Origin of the sequence: Streptomyces sp. NPDC053367, assembly GCF_044545925.1 — a bacterium.
Classification (GTDB): domain Bacteria; phylum Actinomycetota; class Actinomycetes; order Streptomycetales; family Streptomycetaceae; genus Streptomyces.
Genome location: NZ_JBITYN010000003.1, coordinates 535,603 through 552,687 on the forward strand (window position 1 = coordinate 535,603; position 17,085 = coordinate 552,687).

Annotated in this window: 15 protein-coding genes; 12 read left to right on the forward strand and 3 right to left on the reverse strand. The window is 71.8% G+C overall.

Annotated features, from left to right (window positions below; translation table 11 throughout):
• Window positions 1–217: 217 nt before the first annotated feature.
• Entirely contained in the window at window positions 218–1,489 is a 1,272-nt protein-coding gene (locus ACIGXJ_RS12090) for a hypothetical protein (RefSeq protein WP_399643457.1), read from the forward strand.
• Between the two features lie 25 nt (window positions 1,490–1,514).
• Here ACIGXJ_RS12090 and ACIGXJ_RS12095 read toward each other — a convergent pair whose 3' ends face one another.
• Window positions 1,515–2,495: an ATP-binding protein gene (locus tag ACIGXJ_RS12095; protein WP_399643459.1), complete on the reverse strand. Its 981-nt coding sequence runs from the start codon at window positions 2,493–2,495 to the stop codon at window positions 1,515–1,517.
• A 101-nt stretch (window positions 2,496–2,596) separates the two neighbouring features.
• Between ACIGXJ_RS12095 and ACIGXJ_RS12100 the strand changes: the two genes are divergently transcribed.
• Window positions 2,597–3,421 carry an oxidoreductase gene (locus ACIGXJ_RS12100; RefSeq protein WP_399643461.1) on the forward strand — a complete coding sequence of 275 codons (825 nt, stop codon included), beginning with the start codon at window positions 2,597–2,599 and terminating at the stop codon, window positions 3,419–3,421.
• 521 nt (window positions 3,422–3,942) lie between these two features.
• On the opposite strand, the gene ACIGXJ_RS12105 is transcribed toward ACIGXJ_RS12100, so the two are convergent.
• Window positions 3,943–4,776 (reverse strand): HAD family hydrolase, encoded by an 834-nt coding sequence (locus tag ACIGXJ_RS12105; RefSeq protein WP_399643463.1) that lies wholly within the window; start codon window positions 4,774–4,776, stop codon window positions 3,943–3,945.
• Window positions 4,777–5,361: 585 nt separating this feature from the next.
• On the opposite strand from ACIGXJ_RS12105, the gene ssd reads away from it, so the two are divergent.
• From ssd to ACIGXJ_RS12140, 7 genes are all read left to right on the forward strand, one after another.
• A complete protein-coding gene (gene ssd, locus ACIGXJ_RS12110; RefSeq protein ID WP_399643465.1) occupies window positions 5,362–6,465 on the forward strand; it encodes a septum site-determining protein Ssd in 1,104 nt (367 codons plus the stop codon).
• Window positions 6,462–7,826, forward strand: coding sequence for a TadA family conjugal transfer-associated ATPase (locus tag ACIGXJ_RS12115; RefSeq protein WP_399643467.1), 1,365 nt, complete (start codon window positions 6,462–6,464; stop codon window positions 7,824–7,826). Before ssd ends, ACIGXJ_RS12115 begins: the two co-directional genes overlap by 4 nt.
• Before the next feature lie 14 nt (window positions 7,827–7,840).
• On the forward strand, window positions 7,841–8,692 hold the full coding sequence (locus ACIGXJ_RS12120) for a type II secretion system F family protein (RefSeq protein WP_399643708.1): 852 nt from the start codon (window positions 7,841–7,843) through the stop codon (window positions 8,690–8,692).
• On the forward strand, window positions 8,689–9,486 hold the full coding sequence (locus tag ACIGXJ_RS12125; RefSeq protein WP_399643468.1) for a type II secretion system F family protein: 798 nt from the start codon (window positions 8,689–8,691) through the stop codon (window positions 9,484–9,486). Before ACIGXJ_RS12120 ends, ACIGXJ_RS12125 begins: the two co-directional genes overlap by 4 nt.
• 74 nt (window positions 9,487–9,560) lie before the next feature.
• Entirely contained in the window at window positions 9,561–9,782 is a 222-nt protein-coding gene (locus ACIGXJ_RS12130; RefSeq protein ID WP_399643470.1) for a DUF4244 domain-containing protein, read from the forward strand.
• Window positions 9,769–10,134 carry a TadE family type IV pilus minor pilin gene (locus ACIGXJ_RS12135; protein WP_399643472.1) on the forward strand — a complete coding sequence of 122 codons (366 nt, stop codon included), beginning with the start codon at window positions 9,769–9,771 and terminating at the stop codon, window positions 10,132–10,134. Before ACIGXJ_RS12130 ends, ACIGXJ_RS12135 begins: the two co-directional genes overlap by 14 nt.
• Window positions 10,131–10,484 (forward strand): Rv3654c family TadE-like protein, encoded by a 354-nt coding sequence (locus ACIGXJ_RS12140; protein ID WP_399643474.1) that lies wholly within the window; start codon window positions 10,131–10,133, stop codon window positions 10,482–10,484. The genes ACIGXJ_RS12135 and ACIGXJ_RS12140 overlap by 4 nt, the downstream gene beginning before the upstream one ends.
• 107 nt (window positions 10,485–10,591) lie before the next feature.
• Here the strand turns inward: ACIGXJ_RS12140 and ACIGXJ_RS12145 are convergent, their stop codons facing one another.
• On the reverse strand, window positions 10,592–13,153 hold the full coding sequence (locus tag ACIGXJ_RS12145; protein WP_399643476.1) for a DEAD/DEAH box helicase: 2,562 nt from the start codon (window positions 13,151–13,153) through the stop codon (window positions 10,592–10,594).
• Between the two features lie 81 nt (window positions 13,154–13,234).
• Between ACIGXJ_RS12145 and bldG the strand changes: the two genes are divergently transcribed.
• The 3 genes from bldG to ACIGXJ_RS12160 all read left to right on the forward strand — a co-directional run bounded on the left by bldG (window position 13,235) and on the right by ACIGXJ_RS12160 (window position 16,923).
• Window positions 13,235–13,576 carry an anti-sigma factor antagonist BldG gene (gene bldG, locus ACIGXJ_RS12150; protein WP_003975386.1) on the forward strand — a complete coding sequence of 114 codons (342 nt, stop codon included), beginning with the start codon at window positions 13,235–13,237 and terminating at the stop codon, window positions 13,574–13,576.
• A gap of 109 nt (window positions 13,577–13,685) precedes the next feature.
• Window positions 13,686–14,126: an ATP-binding protein gene (locus ACIGXJ_RS12155; protein WP_399643478.1), complete on the forward strand. Its 441-nt coding sequence runs from the start codon at window positions 13,686–13,688 to the stop codon at window positions 14,124–14,126.
• A 391-nt stretch (window positions 14,127–14,517) separates the two neighbouring features.
• Complete coding sequence (locus ACIGXJ_RS12160; protein ID WP_399643480.1) at window positions 14,518–16,923, forward strand: sodium-translocating pyrophosphatase; 2,406 nt, start codon at window positions 14,518–14,520, stop codon at window positions 16,921–16,923.
• The last annotated feature ends 162 nt before the right edge of the window (window positions 16,924–17,085 follow it).

Genomic DNA, 17,085 nt, shown 5'->3' on the forward strand with positions numbered 1-17,085 from the left:
AACGGATCGTAATGCAGAGTAAAGGGCCAGCATGGATTTTCGACGCAAATGGGCTAATGCGTCGCCTCCATGAGTGAAGTGCCCTTTTGGTCGGCTTGTCGTACTTATTCCTTCTCGAACACATGCGACGGTGACGGCGCTGTCGGCTCGTCCCGGCACATCGCCTCCGTCGAGGTCGTCACCAGCGTTGCCCCGAGAGAAGGAAGAAGGTGGGCGGATGGCCGCCACCCAGAGGATCGCCGCGGGCGCCGTGGCCGTCGCGGCCTGTGCCGCGTCACTGGCCGGATGCGCGACCGGAACCGACCATTCCGAGGATGGTGTCGCCGGCCCGCAGAAAGCCAAGCCGGCGCCGGCTCCCAAGAAAGTGGTCCGCCTCATCGGCGACGGCTCCACCTCGTACACGGGCGCCCAGCCTCATCTGCCGAGGCCCGAGCGTCTGAAGCCCGGTCAGAAGCCGCCGCAGTTCGTGGTGTTCTCCTGGGACGGTGCGGGAGAGGACAGTCAGCGGCTGTTCTCCCACTTCCGCAAGGTCGCCAAGGACAACAACGCCACGATGACCTACTTCCTCAGCGGCGTGTATCTGCTCCCCGAGCACAAGCGTGACCTCTACAAGCCGCCGCAGCACTCCCCGGGCCGCTCCGACATCGGCTTCAACGACGAGCAGGGCATCGCCGACACCGTCAAGCAACTGCGCCTGGCGTGGATGGAGGGCAACGAGGTCGGCACCCACTTCAACGGCCACTTCTGCGGCAAGGGCGGCGGTGTGGGCGAGTGGTCGGTCGAGGAGTGGAAGGACGAGATCGCCCAGGCCAAGCACTTCGTGAAGACTTGGAAGACCAACGCGGGCATGGCGAAGGCGGCCCCGCTGCCCTTCGACTACGACAAGGAGCTCATCGGCGCCCGCACCCCCTGCCTGGAGGGGCAGGAGAACTTCCGCAAGGCCGCCCGTGAACTCGGCTTCCGCTACGACACCAGCGGCGTCAACAACCAGGTCTGGCCCGGCAAGAAGGAAGGGCTGTGGGACCTGTCCATGCAGCTGGTGCCCTTCCCCGGTCATTCCTTCGAGCAGCTGACCATGGACTACAACTTCATGGTCAACCAGTCCGGCACCACGACCCAGGGAGACCCGGACAAGTACGCGTTCTGGGGCGACCAGATGCGCGACGGCCTGCTCGCCGGCTTCCAGCGGGCCTACGACGGCAACCGCGCGCCCCTGATCATCGGCAACCACTTCGAGTCCTGGAACGGCGGCACTTACATGCGCGCCGTCCAGGAGGTCATCGAGCGGGTGTGCACCAAGTCCGACGTGCGCTGCGTGTCCTTCCGGCAACTCGCCGACTGGCTGGACGCACAGGACCCGGCGACGCTCGCCAAGCTGCGCAGCCTCGGCGTCGGCGAGGCCCCGAAGCAGGGCTGGGCGTCGTTCCTCTCGGGCCGTCCGGCCCCGGCCCCCAAGGGCGTACCGGGAGCGCCGGCCGTACGGCAGTAGCGGCGGCGCCCCGGCGGGGTCGAGGTCACGCGGGCTGCGTGACGCTCTCGCCGAGCACGAACCCGGGGTCGACCTGCGCCGCCAGGTCGACCCCGGTGCGCTCGTTGCCCCACGACTGGGCGTTCTTCAGATGGAAGTGGACCATCTGGCGCGTGTAGCGCTCCCAGTCCCGCCGCTCGTACGTGGCGTCGGCGGCGGCCTGCAAGGTGCTCAGGGCGCTCCGGTTGGTGTCCTCCAGGAGGTCGAACCGGGGCGGCCGGCCCTTCTCCATGGCGCGCACCCAGTCGGAGTGCCCCACCGTGACGAGCAGGTCCTCGCCGACCTCGGCGCGCAGGAAGTCGAGGTCGTCGGGGCCCTGCACCTTGTTGCCGACGACCCTCAGCTCGACGCCGAAGTCGCGGGCGTACTCCTTGTACTGGCGGTAGACGGAGACCCCCTTCCGGGTCGGTTCGGCGACGAGGAACGTGATGTCGAAGCGGGTGAACATGCCCGAGGCGAAGGAGTCCGAGCCTGCCGTCATGTCGACCACGACGTACTCGTCGGGACCGTCGACGAGATGGTTCAGGCAGAGCTCCACCGCTCCGGTCTTGGAGTGGTAGCAGGCGACCCCCAGGTCGGCGTCGGTGAAGGGGCCGGTGACCATCAAACGGACGGCTCCGCCGTCGAGTTCCACGGGACGGGCACATGCGTCGTAGACGGGGTTGGTCTCTTGCACCCGGAGCAGCCGGGAGCCCTCACCGGGCGGGGTCGTCTTGATCATCGTCTCGGCGGAGGCGATGCGCGGGTTGCCGCCGCGCAGATAGTCCTTGATCAGCGGCAGCCGGTCGCCCATCGCGGGCAGTGCGGCGGCTTCGGCCTCGTCGAGGCCCAGCGCGGCACCCAGGTGCTGGTTGATGTCGGCGTCGACCGCGATGACCGGTGCCCCGGTGGCGGCCAGGTGGCGGATGAACAGGGAGGACAGGGTCGTCTTGCCGCTGCCGCCCTTCCCGACGAAAGCAATTTTCATGTTCAGTAAGCGTAGTGGCGACGGGCCGGCCGGGGAGGGCCGGACGTGAAGAAGACCACTCCTTCGTGGGGTGTGTGCGCTGGTTGCGTACTGTCGTACCCATGAGTACGACAGGCGCGACCGCCGATCCGCTCGCGGCCCTGGGCGCACTGCCCGGCGTGGCCGACTCCGTCGAATCCGTGCGCAAGGCCGTGGACCGGGTCTACGGCCACCGGATCATGCGTCGCCGCAGCACTGAGATCACCTCCGAGGCGGCGCTGCGCGGCGCGCGCGGCTCGGCGGCGCTGTCCGGAGCGGACTGGGCTCTGGAGGAGGTGCGACGGCGCACCGACTTCAGCGGTGACGACGAGGCGCGCGTGGTGGGTGGCGCGCTGCGGCTGACAGCCGAGGCGGGGCAGCTGCTGTCCATCTGGCGGCAGTCGCCGCTGCGTGTGCTTGCCAGGCTGCACCTGGTGGTGGCCGCGAACGACGCCGACCGCGTGGGGCGTCCTCGGCAGACGGGCGAGCCCGTCGACGAGCCGTTGGTGGAACTGCCGCTGCCGGACGCCGACGAGGTCTCCGCCCGCCTGGAGGGGCTCTCCGCGCTGATCGTGGCGGGAAGCGCGGCTCCGGCGCTGGTCACGGCGGCCGTGGTGCACGGCGAGCTGATGGCGCTGCGCCCGTTCGCGTCGCACAACGGCCTGGTCGCCCGCGCGGCCGAGCGGATCGTGCTGGTCGGCAGCGGTCTCGACCCCAAGTCGGTCTGCCCGGCCGAGGTCGGCCACGCCGAGCTGGGCCGCGCCGCCTATCTGGCGGCGCTCGACGGCTATGTGTCCGGCACGCCCGAGGGCATGGCGGCCTGGATCGCCCACTGCGGCAAGGCGGTCGAGCTGGGTGCGCGCGAGTCCACGGCGGTGTGCGAGGCGCTGCAGCGGGGCGCGGCATAGAGGCGCTTTGGCGCGGCGCGGCATAGAGGCGCTGCGGCGCGGCACAGTCGCCGGGGCGGGAAAGCGGCCCGCATCGCTGTGGCTTGAAAAGGGCCCACCGTGCGGGACGAAATCCCGTCCCGCAGCGTTAAAGAAGCATGAAAAAGCCCCCTTTCGGGGGCTGCACAGGGTTGCGGCGGTACGAGTCCTCGTACCGCCGCTGGCATGATCACCCGGTTACCAAGCGTCCTCGAATGTCGCCCATCAGGCGGAGGACTTTGCTCCACCTGGTGCGGCTGGCCCGTAATCGACGGGTCGACGTCGCGTGGGTGCCGGGTGCTCATGCTCGGTCCGTGGGGCCAAATGCGTATTGAAGGTGATCCTCGCGGATGTCCTTGGTCTCGCGGGCCGTTGAGTCCTTTGTACTCCAGGTCACGGGTAAGCGGAAGTCCTGGACGTACTTCTTTACTTTTAGGTTCAAACAGGACGGAAACGGGCGGTCGGAAACCGGGCGGGTTCGTTGTGCTGCGCACCGCCGCCGGTCAGGCCGGCGCGGCGCGGCGCCGACTGGCGTACCAGACGAGCCCAGCGGTGGCCGCGGCCGCGCCGATCGCCGCGGCCGCGACCAGTGCCGGACGCGGCGGTACGGAGAAGGCGGGCAGCCGCTGCTTGAGGCGTACGGGCCGGTGGAAGTCCAGAACCGGCCATCCGCGCGCGAGTGCTTCGCGGCGCAGGGCGCGGTCGGGGTTGACGGCGTGCGGGTGGCCGACGGCCTCCAGCATCGGCAGGTCGGTCGCCGAGTCGCTGTAGGCGTAGCAGCGCGACAGGTCGTAGCCCTCCGACTCCGCCAGCTCCCGGACCGCCTCCGCCTTCGTGGGGCCGTACGCGTAGTACTCCACCTCTCCGGTGAAGCAGCCGTCCTCGCCCACGACCATCCGGGTGGCGACCACCCGGTCCGCGCCCAGCAACTCGCCGATCGGTTCGACGACCTCCGCGCCCGAGGTGGAGACGATCACGACGTCGCGGCCGGCGATGTGGTGCTCCTCGATGAGGGAGGCGGCCTCGTCGTAGATGATCGGGTCGACGATGTCGTGCAGCGTCTCGGCGACGATCTCCTTGACCTGCTGGACGTTCCAGCCGCGCACCATCCTGGAGAGGTACTCGCGGGTGCGTTCCATCTGGTCGTGATCCATGCCGCCCACGAGGAACACGAACTGGGCGTATGCGGTCCGCAAGGCGGCCCTGCGGTTGATCAGACCGCCTTGGTAGAACGACTTGCTGAACGTGAGCGTGCTCGACTTCGCAATGACCGTCTTGTCCAGGTCAAAGAAGGCGGCTGTGCGGGGCATCGAGTGGTTTTCCACGACCCAGAGCATAGGCGCAGCCCATTCGGCGTAAGGTGGGGCGTGTGGGTTTGCCTGAGAAGGCTCTCGGGTACACCATGGAAGTCACGGATCGTTCGCGACCGTGCTAACCCGGTCCGACTCCTCCCCCCCCGAGTCGGCCGTGGGGACGACCCCCGCTCTCCCCCCCGGCGGGGGTCGTCGCATGTCCGGGTGGGTTTTCTCCTTCTGTGCGCGGCCTGCGGCCGCATCGAGGCGGCTGCGGCCGCCTCTTTTGCATGCCCATGATCCGTCACGGTGCGTAGCTGTCGGACTGCTCTGCGGAACTCGCACAGGAGATGGCGCAGAGGTCACCGGTATGGGTGACGTCGATATTCACAACCCCGAGGTTGTCCACAGTTATTGACCAAGATCCACATGTTTTCCGGGCTCGCTGCACCGTGATTCCAGCGCGTCCCGATCGCGGCGAGTTCGTGACCTCTTCCGTTTGCCGGACGCGCTTTGGCCGGTTTCTTCCGGCCGCTCATATGGAGGCCGATCCACCGGTTCTTCACACGGATGGGAAACGCGTGGCCGCAGGGGTCGCGCGGGACACGCAGCGAAGGGAGAAGTCGCGCCATGACCGACGTCGTCACCCATGATCCACCGTCCGCGGCCGGAGGCCGGCGGAGCGGACCGCTCATCGTCACCGAGGACCCGCATCTGCTGGACGATCTGCTCCGGCTGTGCGCGGCGGCCGGCGCCACGCCCGAGGTCCATCCGTCCCTGCCCGAACGGCGTGGCGGCTGGGAGGCAGCACCGCTCGTGCTCGTCGGCGACGACGCCGCCCGCCGGGTGCGCGGGGCCACCCGCAGACGAGGAGTCGTGCTGGTCGGCCGTGACCAGGACGACTCCGGGGTCTGGCGGCGAGCCGTCGAGATCGGCGCCGACCACGTGCTGATGCTGCCCGACGGCGAACAGTGGCTCGTCGACCGCATCGCCGACGTCGCCGAGGGCGTCGGCCGGCCCGCCCTCACCGTCGGCGTGATCGGCGGCCGTGGCGGCGCCGGAGCCTCCACGCTCGCCTGCGGCCTCGCCGTCACCTCCGCGCGCGAAGGGGTCCGCACGCTGCTCGTGGACGCCGATCCGCTCGGTGGCGGACTCGACGTGCTGCTCGGCGGCGAGACCACCGAGGGCCTGCGCTGGCCCGCCTTCGCCGGCTCCCGCGGGCGGGTCGGGAGCGGGGCACTGGAGGAGTCGCTGCCGGAACTGCACTCGCTGCGGGTGCTCAGCTGGGACCGCGGCGACCGCGTCGCCGTCCCGCCGCAGGCCGTCCGCGCGGTGCTCGCCGCCGCCCGGCGCCGAGGCGGCACGGTCGTCGTGGACCTGCCCCGCCGCTTCGACGAAGGCGTCGCCGAAGCCCTCGCCCAGCTGGACCTGGCGGTGCTGGTGGTGCCCGCCGAACTGCGCGCCCTCGCCGCGGCCGGACGCGTGGCCTCCGCCTTCGGCATGGTCCTGCGCGACCTGCGGGTCGCCGTGCGCGGGCCCTACGCCCCGGGACTCGACGCCCGCGAGGTCGCCCGCCTCCTCGGCCTGCCCCTGGTCGGCGAGGTCCCCGTCGAGTCGGCACTGCTCCGACCGAGCGGCGGCCGGACCCCGCCCGCCGCGGGTGGCCGCGGTCCCCTGGCCCGCTTCTGCAAGGAGTTCTGGGAGCGGGCCCTGATCGAGGCAGGTGCGGCATGAGCGGGTACGCGGAGCTCGGAGAGCCCGTACGGTCCCGGTCCGACTCCGCCGGCGTCCGACGGCCGGGCGACGGTGGGGCCGGGGCGTCCCCGCGCTTGGGGCTGTCGGTCGACGGCGGCGGGCCGCGGGGCGTAGCGCGCTCCGGTGAGGCCGGTGGCGGGCTGACCCCGGGTTTGCTCGACGGTGTGCGGCGGCGGCTCGCCGAGAGCGGGGGCGAACCGACTCCCGCGCGGGTGGCGCAGGCGTTGCGGGAGCAGGGGCGGGTGCTCGGGGACGCCGAAGTGCTGGGGGCGGCCGAACAGTTGCGGCGCGAACTGATCGGGAGCGGGCCGCTGGAGCCGCTGCTCGCCGATCCCTCGGTGACCGACGTGCTCGTCTCGGCGCCCGACCGGGTCTGGGTCGACCGCGGCGGCGGCCTGGAGCTGACCGGGGTCGCCTTCAGAGACGCGGCGGCGGTACGGCGGCTCGCGCAGCGGCTGGCCGCGGTGGCGGGGCGGCGCCTCGACGACGCCCGGCCCTGGGTCGACGCCCGCCTGCCCGACGGCACCCGGCTGCACGCGGTGCTGCCTCCCGTCGCCGTCGGCTGCACCTGCCTGGCCCTGCGGGTCGTACGACCACGCGCGTTCACGCTCGACGAACTGGTGACGGCGGGCACGGTCCCACCGGGCGGGGACGGCGTCCTGCGGGCGCTGCTGAGGGCCCGGCTGTCCTTCCTGATCAGCGGGGGCACCGGCAGCGGCAAGACGACCCTGCTGAGCGCGCTGCTCGGGCTCGTCGGGCCCGGTGAGCGGATCGTGCTCGCCGAGGACTCGGCGGAGTTGCGGCCCGACCATCCGCACGTCGTACGCCTGGAGGCCAGACCCGCCAACCAGGAGGGTGCCGGCCTGGTCACGCTCGAGGACCTGGTGCGGCAGGCGCTGCGAATGCGGCCGGACCGGCTGGTCGTGGGCGAGGTGCGCGGCCCCGAAGTGGTGCATCTGCTGGCGGCGCTGAACACCGGCCACGACGGCGGCGGAACCGTCCACGCCAACGCCGCCGCCGATGTCCCCGCCCGTCTGGAGGCGCTCGGCACGGCTGCCGGGCTCGACCGGGCCGCGCTGCACAGCCAGTTGGCCGCGGCGCTGTCGGTGGTGCTGCACCTGGCGCGCGACAGCGCAGGGCGGCGGCGCATCGCCGAGCTGCATGTCCTGGAGCGGGACGCGGCGGGGCTGGTGCGGACGGTGCCGGCGCTGCGGTGGGGCCCGCGGGCGTTCGTGCCCGAGCGGGGCTGGGAGCGGCTGCGGCAACTGCTGGGCGAGGACTGCCCCGAGAGAGCCGGAGGGACCGCCTGCGGCGGAGGACGAGACGGAGGGAGCGCGTGATCGCGTTGAGTGAGATGTGGGTGGCGGCGGTTCTGGTGTGCGCGGCGGCGGCCGCCTGGCTGGCCGGCGAGTCGCAGTCCGGCGCGCGACGGGCGCACTTGTTGCTCGCCGGTGGCGGGGTGGTGGGCACGGGCCCGCCCAAGTGGCCCCGGCTGACCTGCCGTCTGCGCGAAGTCCGTGGGCGGGTGCGGTCCGAGTGGTGGGCGCCGGCCGCGGGTCTGGTGCTGGCCGTGCTGGGTGCCTCGCTGCTGCCGGTGGTCGCTGGGGCGGCCGGGTGGCCGTTGCTGCGGCGCGTGCGGCTGGCCCGGGAAGCGCGGCGCACCCGGGAACGCCTCGCGGACGCGGTCATCGCCCTGTGTGGAGTGCTCGCCGGAGAGGTGCGGGCCGGAAGGCAGCCGGGCGAGGCGCTGCTGCGGGCCGCGCACGAGTCCGGCGGTCTCGGGGAGGCGCAGTCCGCGGTACTGGCGGCGGCCCGGTTCGGCGGCGATGTGCCCGAGGCGCTCGCGTCGGCCGCCCGCAGGCCGGGAGCAGAGGGGCTGCTGGGGCTCGCCGCGTGCTGGCGGGTCGCCGTGGACCAGGGCGCGGGGCTCGCCGCCGGACTCGACCGGCTCGAAGGGGCGTTGCGTGCCCAGCGGGACCAGCGCGCCGATCTACGGGCCCAGTTGGCGGGCGCGCGCTCCACGGCCGTGATGCTCGCGGGGCTGCCCGTCCTCGGGCTGCTGCTCGGCACCGCCCTCGGCGCCGACCCCCTGCGGGTGCTGCTGCACACCGGCGCGGGCCTGGGTTGCCTGCTGATCGGTGCGGTGCTGGAGGGCGTGGGGCTGTGGTGGGCGCTGCGGATCGTCCGAGGGGCGGAGGCGGCATGAGCGAGGAGATCGTCCACAGGCTGTGGGCCGTGCTGGGCCTCGGGCTCGCGCTGGTCTGGGCTTCCCACCGGCTGTCCACAGCACGGCACGAACGCAGGGTCCGGCGGCGACTGTCCGAACTGCTCGCGGTGGAAGCGGCGATGAGCCGGAAATCGCGCCCCAGAGTGCCTGCCGCCGTACGGAGATGGCTGGCACCGGCCGCGGTGGCGTGCGCCGGCTGGGTGCTGGTCGGAGGGCTCCTCGGGGTCCTGGTCGGGCTGGCCGGCGCAGGCGTGCTGTGGCGCCGGCGGCTGCACCGGACACGGGCCGACGGCACCGCACAGGGGCTGGACGCCGGGCAAGCGGCTCTCGGGGCCCGCCAGCTCCCGCTGGCCGCAGACCTGCTGGCCGCCTGTATCGCCGCCGGCGCCGGGCCGGTGCTTGCGGCTCAGGCGGTGGGGGAGGCGCTGGGCGGGCCTGTGGGAGAGGCACTCGCGCGCGGTGCGGCGGAGGTGCGGCTCGGGGGAGAACCGGCCGAGGCATGGAACCGGCTCGCCGCGGTGCCGGGTGCGCGGGGGCTGGCGCGGCTTCTGGAGCGTGCCGATGTATCGGGGCTTCCGGCGGCCGGACCCGTCGCCCGGATCGCGGCGGACGCCCGCGCGCACTGGACACGCACCGCGACCGCCCGCGCGAGACGCGCGGCCGTCCTGGTCACCGCGCCGGTGGGGCTGTGCTTCCTGCCCGCCTTCATCGCGGTCGGCGTGCTGCCGGTGGTGATCGGGCTGGCGGGCGAGGTCCTGGGAGGGGGTCGATGACGGTCGGGCCGGAGCAGTGGCAGTGACAGCGGCAGTGGCAGCGGTTCAAGGAACGGAAACTCACGGAGGTCGAGATGTACGCAAAGGTCGGGGCACGGCTGGGAGCCCTGGTGTGGGGAATGCGCGGCTGGTACCGGGCGCGGCGGCGGGACGCGGGGATGGTGACGTCGGAGTACGCGCTGGGCATCGTCGCGGCGGCCGCCTTCGCGGTGGTGCTCTACAAGGTCGTCACCAGCGGGCAGATCACGGCGGAACTGCAGGCGATCGTGAAGAGGGCCCTCGATGAGGGCGCGTGAGCGGCGGTCGGACCGGGGGTTCGTGACGGCGGAGTCGGCGGTGGTGCTGCCGGTGCTGGTGATGTTCGCGCTGGCGCTCGTGTGGGGGCTGCTCGTCGTGGTGGCGCAGATCCAGTGCATGGACGCGGCCAGGACGGGCGCCCGGGCGGCGGCTCGGCAGGACCCCGAGGACGCGGTCGTGGAAGCGGCGCGGGGCGCGGCTCCGCCAGGTGCGCGGGTGACGGTCACCCGGGAGGGTGATCTCGTTCGTGTCGTCGTGGCGGCCGGACCACGTGCCCTGACCGGCCTGCCGTTCGAGGTACGGGAGGAGGCCGTGGCAGCGGCGGAGGAGACGGTGGGGGTGGGGTCGTGAGGGCGGGCGGCTCCGACCGGGGATCGGCCACCGTGTGGAGCGTCGGGGCGATCGCCGTGCTGTGTGCCGTCTTCGGCCTCGTGCTCGCCCTCGGGCAGGCCGTCGTCGTGCGGCAGCACGCGGCACGCGGTGCCGACCTGGCGGCGCTGGCCGCGGCCGACCGGTGGCCGCAGGGCACCACGGCGGCCTGCGAACACGCCGCCCGGGTCGCCCGCGCCCAAGGCGTACGGCTGGTGCGATGCGCCCTGGACGGTCAGATCTCGGACGTGACGGCGGCGTCCGCGCGGGGCCCGTTCTCGGCGGAGATCAGATCCCGCGCGGGCCCCGCGGGGTGGACCCTCGCGCGCTGAGACGCCCTCAGCGGCCCTCAGCGGCCGCCTGCGGGGCGCGGGCCCTGACTCCCGCCGGGCCGTGGGTGCGAACCCTCTGGAGACCGGCAGCGGGTCCCTGGCCGCCCTCAGCTGCCCTCTGCCGGGGGCGCGCCCTGCAAGGGGCCAGGTCCTTCTGCGCCCGCCTCCGCTTCGTGGGGCCCTCGCGCCTCTCCGGGACCCTCCGTCTCCCGCGGCTTCTCGGGCGGAGCCCCCCGCAGCAGCACCGTCAGCAGCCGCACAGCGCCCCGCTTGTGCAGCGGGTCGTTGCCGTTGCCGCACTTGGGGGACTGGATGCAGGACGGGCAGCCGGCGTCGCACTCGCAGGAGGCGATGGCCTCGCGGGTGGCGGTGAGCCAGGCGCGGGCGGTGTGGAAGGCGCGCTCGGCGAAGCCCGCGCCGCCCGGGTGGCCGTCGTAGACGAAGACCGTGGGCAGCAGGGTGTCGGGGTGGAGGGGGATGGACACGCCGCCGATGTCCCAGCGGTCGCAGGTCGCGAAGAGCGGCAGCATGCCGATCGAGGCGTGCTCGGCGGCGTGCAGGGCGCCCCCGAGGATCTCCGGGTTGATCCGGGCCTCGTCCAGTTGATCCTCGGTGACCGTCCACCACACCGCGCGGGTGCGCAGCGTACGGGGAGGGAGGTCGAGCTTGGTCTCGCCGAGCACCTCGCCGGTCATGAGGCGGCGGCGCAGGAAGGAGACGACCTGGTTGGTGACTTCGACGGAGCCGTAGCAGAGGCGGCCGTCGCCCCACGGGATCTCGGTGTCCGTCTCCAGGACGGAGATGGCGGTGGTGTCGCGGGCGACGGTGGAGTACGGCGGGTTCGCCTCCTCGACCAGGGCGACCGAGTCGTCCAGGTCGAGGGAGCGGACGAGATACGTGCGGCCCTGGTGGAGGTGGACGGCGCCCTCGTGGACGGTGGCGTGGGCGGAGCCGGCGTCGACCGTGCCGAGCAGGCGGCCGGTGCCGGCCTCGACGATCTGCACGGGGCTGCCGCCCTCGCCGCGGATGTCGGCGAGGTCGGCGGCCCGCTCCCGGCGCGTCCAGTGCCATGCCTTCGTACGGCGGCGCAGCAGCTTGGCGGCCTCCAGCTGCGGCAGAAGGTCGGCCGAGGCGGGCCCGAACAGTTCGAGGTCCTCCTCCACCAGCGGGATCTCCGCGGCGGCCGCGCACAGGTGCGGGGCGAGCACGTAGGGGTTGTCGGGGTCGAGGACGGTCGACTCGACCGGCCGGTCGAACAGGGCCTCGGGGTGGTGGACCAGATACGTGTCCAGCGGGTCGTCGCGGGCGATCAGAACGGCCAGGGCGCCCTGCCCGGAGCGGCCCGCGCGGCCGGCCTGCTGCCACAGGGAGGCGCGCGTGCCGGGGTAGCCGGCGATCAGGACGGCGTCCAGGCCGGAGACGTCCACACCGAGCTCCAGGGCGGTGGTCGCGGCGAGGCCGATGAGCTCGCCGGAGTGCAGCGCCCGTTCGAGGGCGCGGCGCTCCTCCGGGAGGTAGCCGCCGCGGTAGGCCGCGACACGCCGGGCCAGGGAGCGGTCGATCTCGGCCAGCCGCTCCTGGGTGATCACCGAGATCAGCTCGGCGCCACGCCGGGAGCGGACGAAGGCGACGCTGCGGACGCCCTGAAGGGTGAGATCGGTGAGCAGGTCGGCCGTCTCGGCGGTGGCCGTACGGCGTACCGGCGCTCCCTTCTCGCCCTGGAGATCCGTGAGAGGTGGCTCCCACAGCGCGAACACCAGTTCACCGCGCGGGGAGGCGTCGTCGGCGACCTCCACCACCGGCAGCCCGGTCAGGCGGCGCCCGGCGACGGCCGGCTCGGCGGCGGTCGCCGAGGCGAGGAGGAAGACCGGGGACGCGCCGTAGCGCGCGCACAGTCGGCGCAGTCGGCGCAGCACCTGGGCGACATGGGAGCCGAAGACACCGCGATAGGTGTGGCACTCGTCGATGACGACGTACTTCAGCGACTTCAGGAAGGAGGACCAGCGCGGGTGGGACGGGAGTATGCCGCGGTGCAGCATGTCCGGGTTGGTCAGGACGTAGTTGGCGTACTGGCGGATCCACTCGCGTTCCTCGAACGGAGTATCCCCGTCGTACACCGCGGCGCGCACGGCGTTTCCCAGAGGCTGCGCGAGGGCGCGCACGGCGCGGCACTGGTCGGCGGCGAGGGCCTTGGTGGGGGCGAGGTACAGGGCGGTGGCGCCGCGGCCGTTCGGGGCCTCGGAGCCGTCCAGAAGGGCGGAGAGCACGGGGGCCAGATAGGCCAGCGACTTGCCGGAGGCGGTGCCGGTGGCCACGACCACCGAATCGCCGTCCAGGGCGTGCTCCGCGGCCCGCGCCTGGTGCTCCCAGGGGTGCTCGATGCCGGCCGCGCGGACGGCCGCGATCACCTCCGCCCGAATTCGATCAGGCCAGACGGCATGGCGGCCCTCTCGCGGGGGCAAGTGCTCCGTATGAGTGATGCGCGCGGCCCGGCTCGGACCCGAGGCGAGCCGGTCCAGGACCGTGCTCGGGCGCGGGTTGAGTGCGGGGTCCGTCGAGGGTCGATCGGATCGGTGATTCTTGGCCATCGGCACCGAGTGTGTCACCGGCGTGACGGACAATGGGCTCAAGGCGTCGTGCACGCCTGCCGGTAAGTGATTGAATGCCATCGCGGCTGGCGAACCGTCCTGGGGGCTTCAAGCCGAGTGCCCCAAGGGGCGACCGCTCGATAGCAAGGTGCTGGAGGATCCGTGGACCTGTCCCTGTCGACCCGTACCGTCGGCGATCGTACGGTCGTCGAGGTCGGTGGCGAAATCGACGTATATACCGCGCCCAAGCTGCGCGAGCAGCTGGTCGAGCTGGTGAACGACGGGAGTTTCCACCTCGTCGTCGACATGGAGGGCGTGGACTTCCTCGACTCCACCGGTCTCGGCGTGCTGGTCGGCGGTCTCAAGCGCGTCCGTGCCCATGAGGGCTCGTTGCGCCTGGTGTGCAACCAGGAGCGCATTCTGAAGATCTTCCGCATCACCGGCCTGACCAAGGTGTTCCCGATCCACACCTCGGTCGAGGAAGCGGTGGCGGCCACCGACTGACCACCGGTGCCGGGCCCGCGCGGCCCGGCACGGCCACAGTTCAACCGGGGGGCCGGGCGTTCGGCGCCCGGCCCCCGACCGCACGCCCGTAGTTTTTCGAGGGGGATGCATGGCCACCGTCGAACTCCGCTTCAGCGCGCTGCCCGAGCACGTGCGGACCGCCCGGCTGGTGGCGGCCGCGGTGGCACGCAGGGCCGGAGTGGACGAGGCCGTCCTGGACGAGGTCAGACTCGCCGTCGGCGAGGCGTGTACGCGCGCTGTCGGGCTGCACCAGAGTTCCGGGATCACCGCGCCGGTGAAGGTGCTGCTGATCGAGGAGGAGAAGCAGTTCTCCATCGAGGTCGGCGACGAGGCGCCCCGTTCGGCCCCCGGTGACCGGGCACCCGGCGCCGCCGGCGACGACGCCGACGCCGAGGAGGACGAGATGGGCCTCGCGGTCATCAGCGGCCTCGTCGACGACGTGGAGGTCACCGCCGGGGAGCACGGCGGCCAGATCAAGATGACCTGGCCGGCCGCACAGCCCCCGCTGACGCCTCCGGACCTGGTCTGACAGACCCCGTACGCGCTCCCAGGGCCCCGCCACGGCGGGGCCCTACTGCGTGTGCGGGGCGATGCGGGTGCATGGGTGCATGGGTGCACGGGTGCACGGCGTGTGCGAGGCGTCCCTCTGCGTGCGCGTGCGTGTGCGGCTGTCAGTGCCCCCGCCTACAGTGGTTGCGTCAGGAGTTCCTACCGATCCGTACTGTTCCCGGCGTTGCTTTTCGTGAATTCATTCACGATCTCGGGCCTGCCGGAGCGTCCGAGAAATTGGATCAAGTGGAATGCCTTCGGGCCATTACTGCTTGAATGCAAATTCCGATTACCGCGCACTGTTTTGATCAGGTTCCGGTACCTACAATCCGTCCACATCTTGAGCTCAGCCCAAGCGTCAAGGAGGACGAATGGCGGGGCTTTCTACCCCTCATCAGCTGGATCACTCCACAGCCTTCGCAGCCGCAGTCCTGACCGACGGGAACCGCGTCCTCGTGGTGGTCATCGCGGCCGTTGCGCTGGCCGCCCTGGTGGTCGCGGGGATGTTGTTGCGCCAGGTGCTCACGGCGGGCGAGGGCACCGACAGCATGAAGGAGATCGCGGCGGCGGTCCAGGAAGGCGCCAACGCCTATCTGGCCCGGCAGCTGCGCACGCTCGGCGTATTCGCCGTGGTTGTGTTCTTCCTGCTCATGCTGCTGCCCGCGGACGACTGGAATCAGCGTGCCGGGCGATCGGTGTTCTTCTTGATCGGAGCGGCGTTCTCGGCGGCCACCGGCTATATCGGCATGTGGCTGGCCGTTCGCAGCAATGTGCGCGTCGCGGCCGCGGCGCGGGAGGCGACACCAGCGGAAGGCGAACCGGAAAAGGATCTCACCGAGGTCTCGCACAAAGCCATGAAGATCGCTTTTCGCACGGGCGGCGTGGTCGGCATGTTCACGGTGGGGCTCGGCCTGCTGGGTGCCTCCTGCGTGGTGCTGGTGTACGCGGCCGACGCGCCGAAGGTGCTCGAGGGATTCGGTCTCGGTGCCGCACTCATCGCGATGTTCATGCGTGTCGGCGGCGGCATCTTCACCAAGGCCGCCGACGTCGGCGCCGACCTGGTCGGCAAGGTCGAGCAGGGCATCCCGGAGGACGACCCGCGCAATGCCGCGACCATCGCCGACAACGTGGGTGACAACGTCGGCGACTGCGCCGGCATGGCGGCCGACCTCTTCGAGTCGTACGCCGTGACGCTGGTCGCCGCGCTGATCCTCGGCAAGGCGGCCTTCGGTGACTCCGGGCTCGCCTTCCCGCTGCTCGTGCCCGCCATCGGCGTGATCACGGCCATGATCGGCATCTTCGCGGTCGCCCCGCGCCGGGCCGACCGCAGCGGCATGTCCGCGATCAACCGGGGCTTCTTCGTCTCCGCGGTGATCTCCCTCGTCCTCGTCGCCGCGGCCGTCTTCGTCTACCTCCCGGGCTCGTACGCCGACCTCGACGGGATCACCGACGCGGCGATCCAGGGCAAGGACGGCGACCCGCGGATCCTGGCGCTCGTCGCGGTCGCCATCGGCATCCTGCTGGCCGCCGTCATCCAGCAGTTGACCGGCTACTTCACCGAGACCAACCGCCGTCCGGTGCGGGACATCGGCAAGACCTCCCTCACCGGACCGGCCACCGTCGTCCTCGCCGGCATCTCCGTCGGGCTCGAATCGGCCGTCTACACCGCGCTGTTGATCGGCCTGAGCGTCTACGGTGCCTTCCTGCTCGGCGGTACGTCGATCATGCTGGCGCTGTTCGCGGTGGCGCTCGCCGGCACCGGCCTGCTCACCACGGTCGGTGTCATCGTCGCCATGGACACCTTCGGACCGGTCTCCGACAACGCCCAGGGCATCGCCGAGATGTCCGGGGACGTCGAGGGCGCGGGCGCGCAGGTGCTCACCAATCTCGACGCCGTCGGCAACACCACCAAGGCCATCACCAAGGGCATCGCCATCGCCACCGCCGTGCTCGCGGCGTCCGCGCTCTTCGGGTCGTACCGCGACGCGATCATCACCGGCGCGCGGGACGTGGGCGAGAAACTCGGCGGTGAGGGCTCGGCGATGACGCTGTCGATGGACATCTCCCAGCCCAACAACCTCGTCGGCCTCATCGCGGGCGCCGCGGTCGTCTTCCTCTTCTCGGGGCTGGCGATCAACGCCGTGTCGCGGTCGGCGGGTTCGGTGGTCTTCGAGGTGCGCCGGCAGTTCCGGGAGCGGCCGGGGATCATGGACTACAGCGAGAAACCCGAGTACGGCAAGGTCGTCGACATCTGCACCAGGGACGCCCTGCGGGAACTCGCCACGCCCGGACTGCTCGCCGTGATGGCGCCGATCTTCGTCGGGTTCACGCTCGGCGTCGGCGCGCTCGGCGCGTATCTCGCGGGCGCGATCGGCGCGGGCACCCTGATGGCGGTGTTCCTCGCCAACTCCGGCGGCGCCTGGGACAACGCCAAGAAGCTGGTGGAGGACGGCCATCACGGCGGCAAGGGCAGCGAGGCGCACGCGGCGACCGTGATTGGCGACACCGTCGGCGACCCGTTCAAGGACACCGCGGGACCCGCCATCAACCCGCTGCTGAAGGTGATGAACCTGGTGTCGCTGCTCATCGCGCCGGCCGTCATCAAGTTCTCCTACGGCGACGACAAGAGCATCGGCGTCCGCATCCTGATCGCGGCGCTGGCGTTCGTGGTGATCGTCGGCGCGGTGTACGTCTCCAAGCGGCGCGGGATCGCCATGGGCGACGAGGACGGGGCCGACGCCTCGCCCAAGTCGGCGGACACCGCGGTGGTTTCGTAGCCCGTCGTACGGCACCTGCTCCAAGGGGCGGGCGGACAGCACGCATTGACGTGCTGTCCGCCCGTCCCCGCGTTTCGGCCGGTCTCTTCGTGAGGCTTCTCTCGCCTGGTGCAAATGGCTGCAATAGTGGACAAAGTAGATGCTCATCATGCGGGTGTCGCC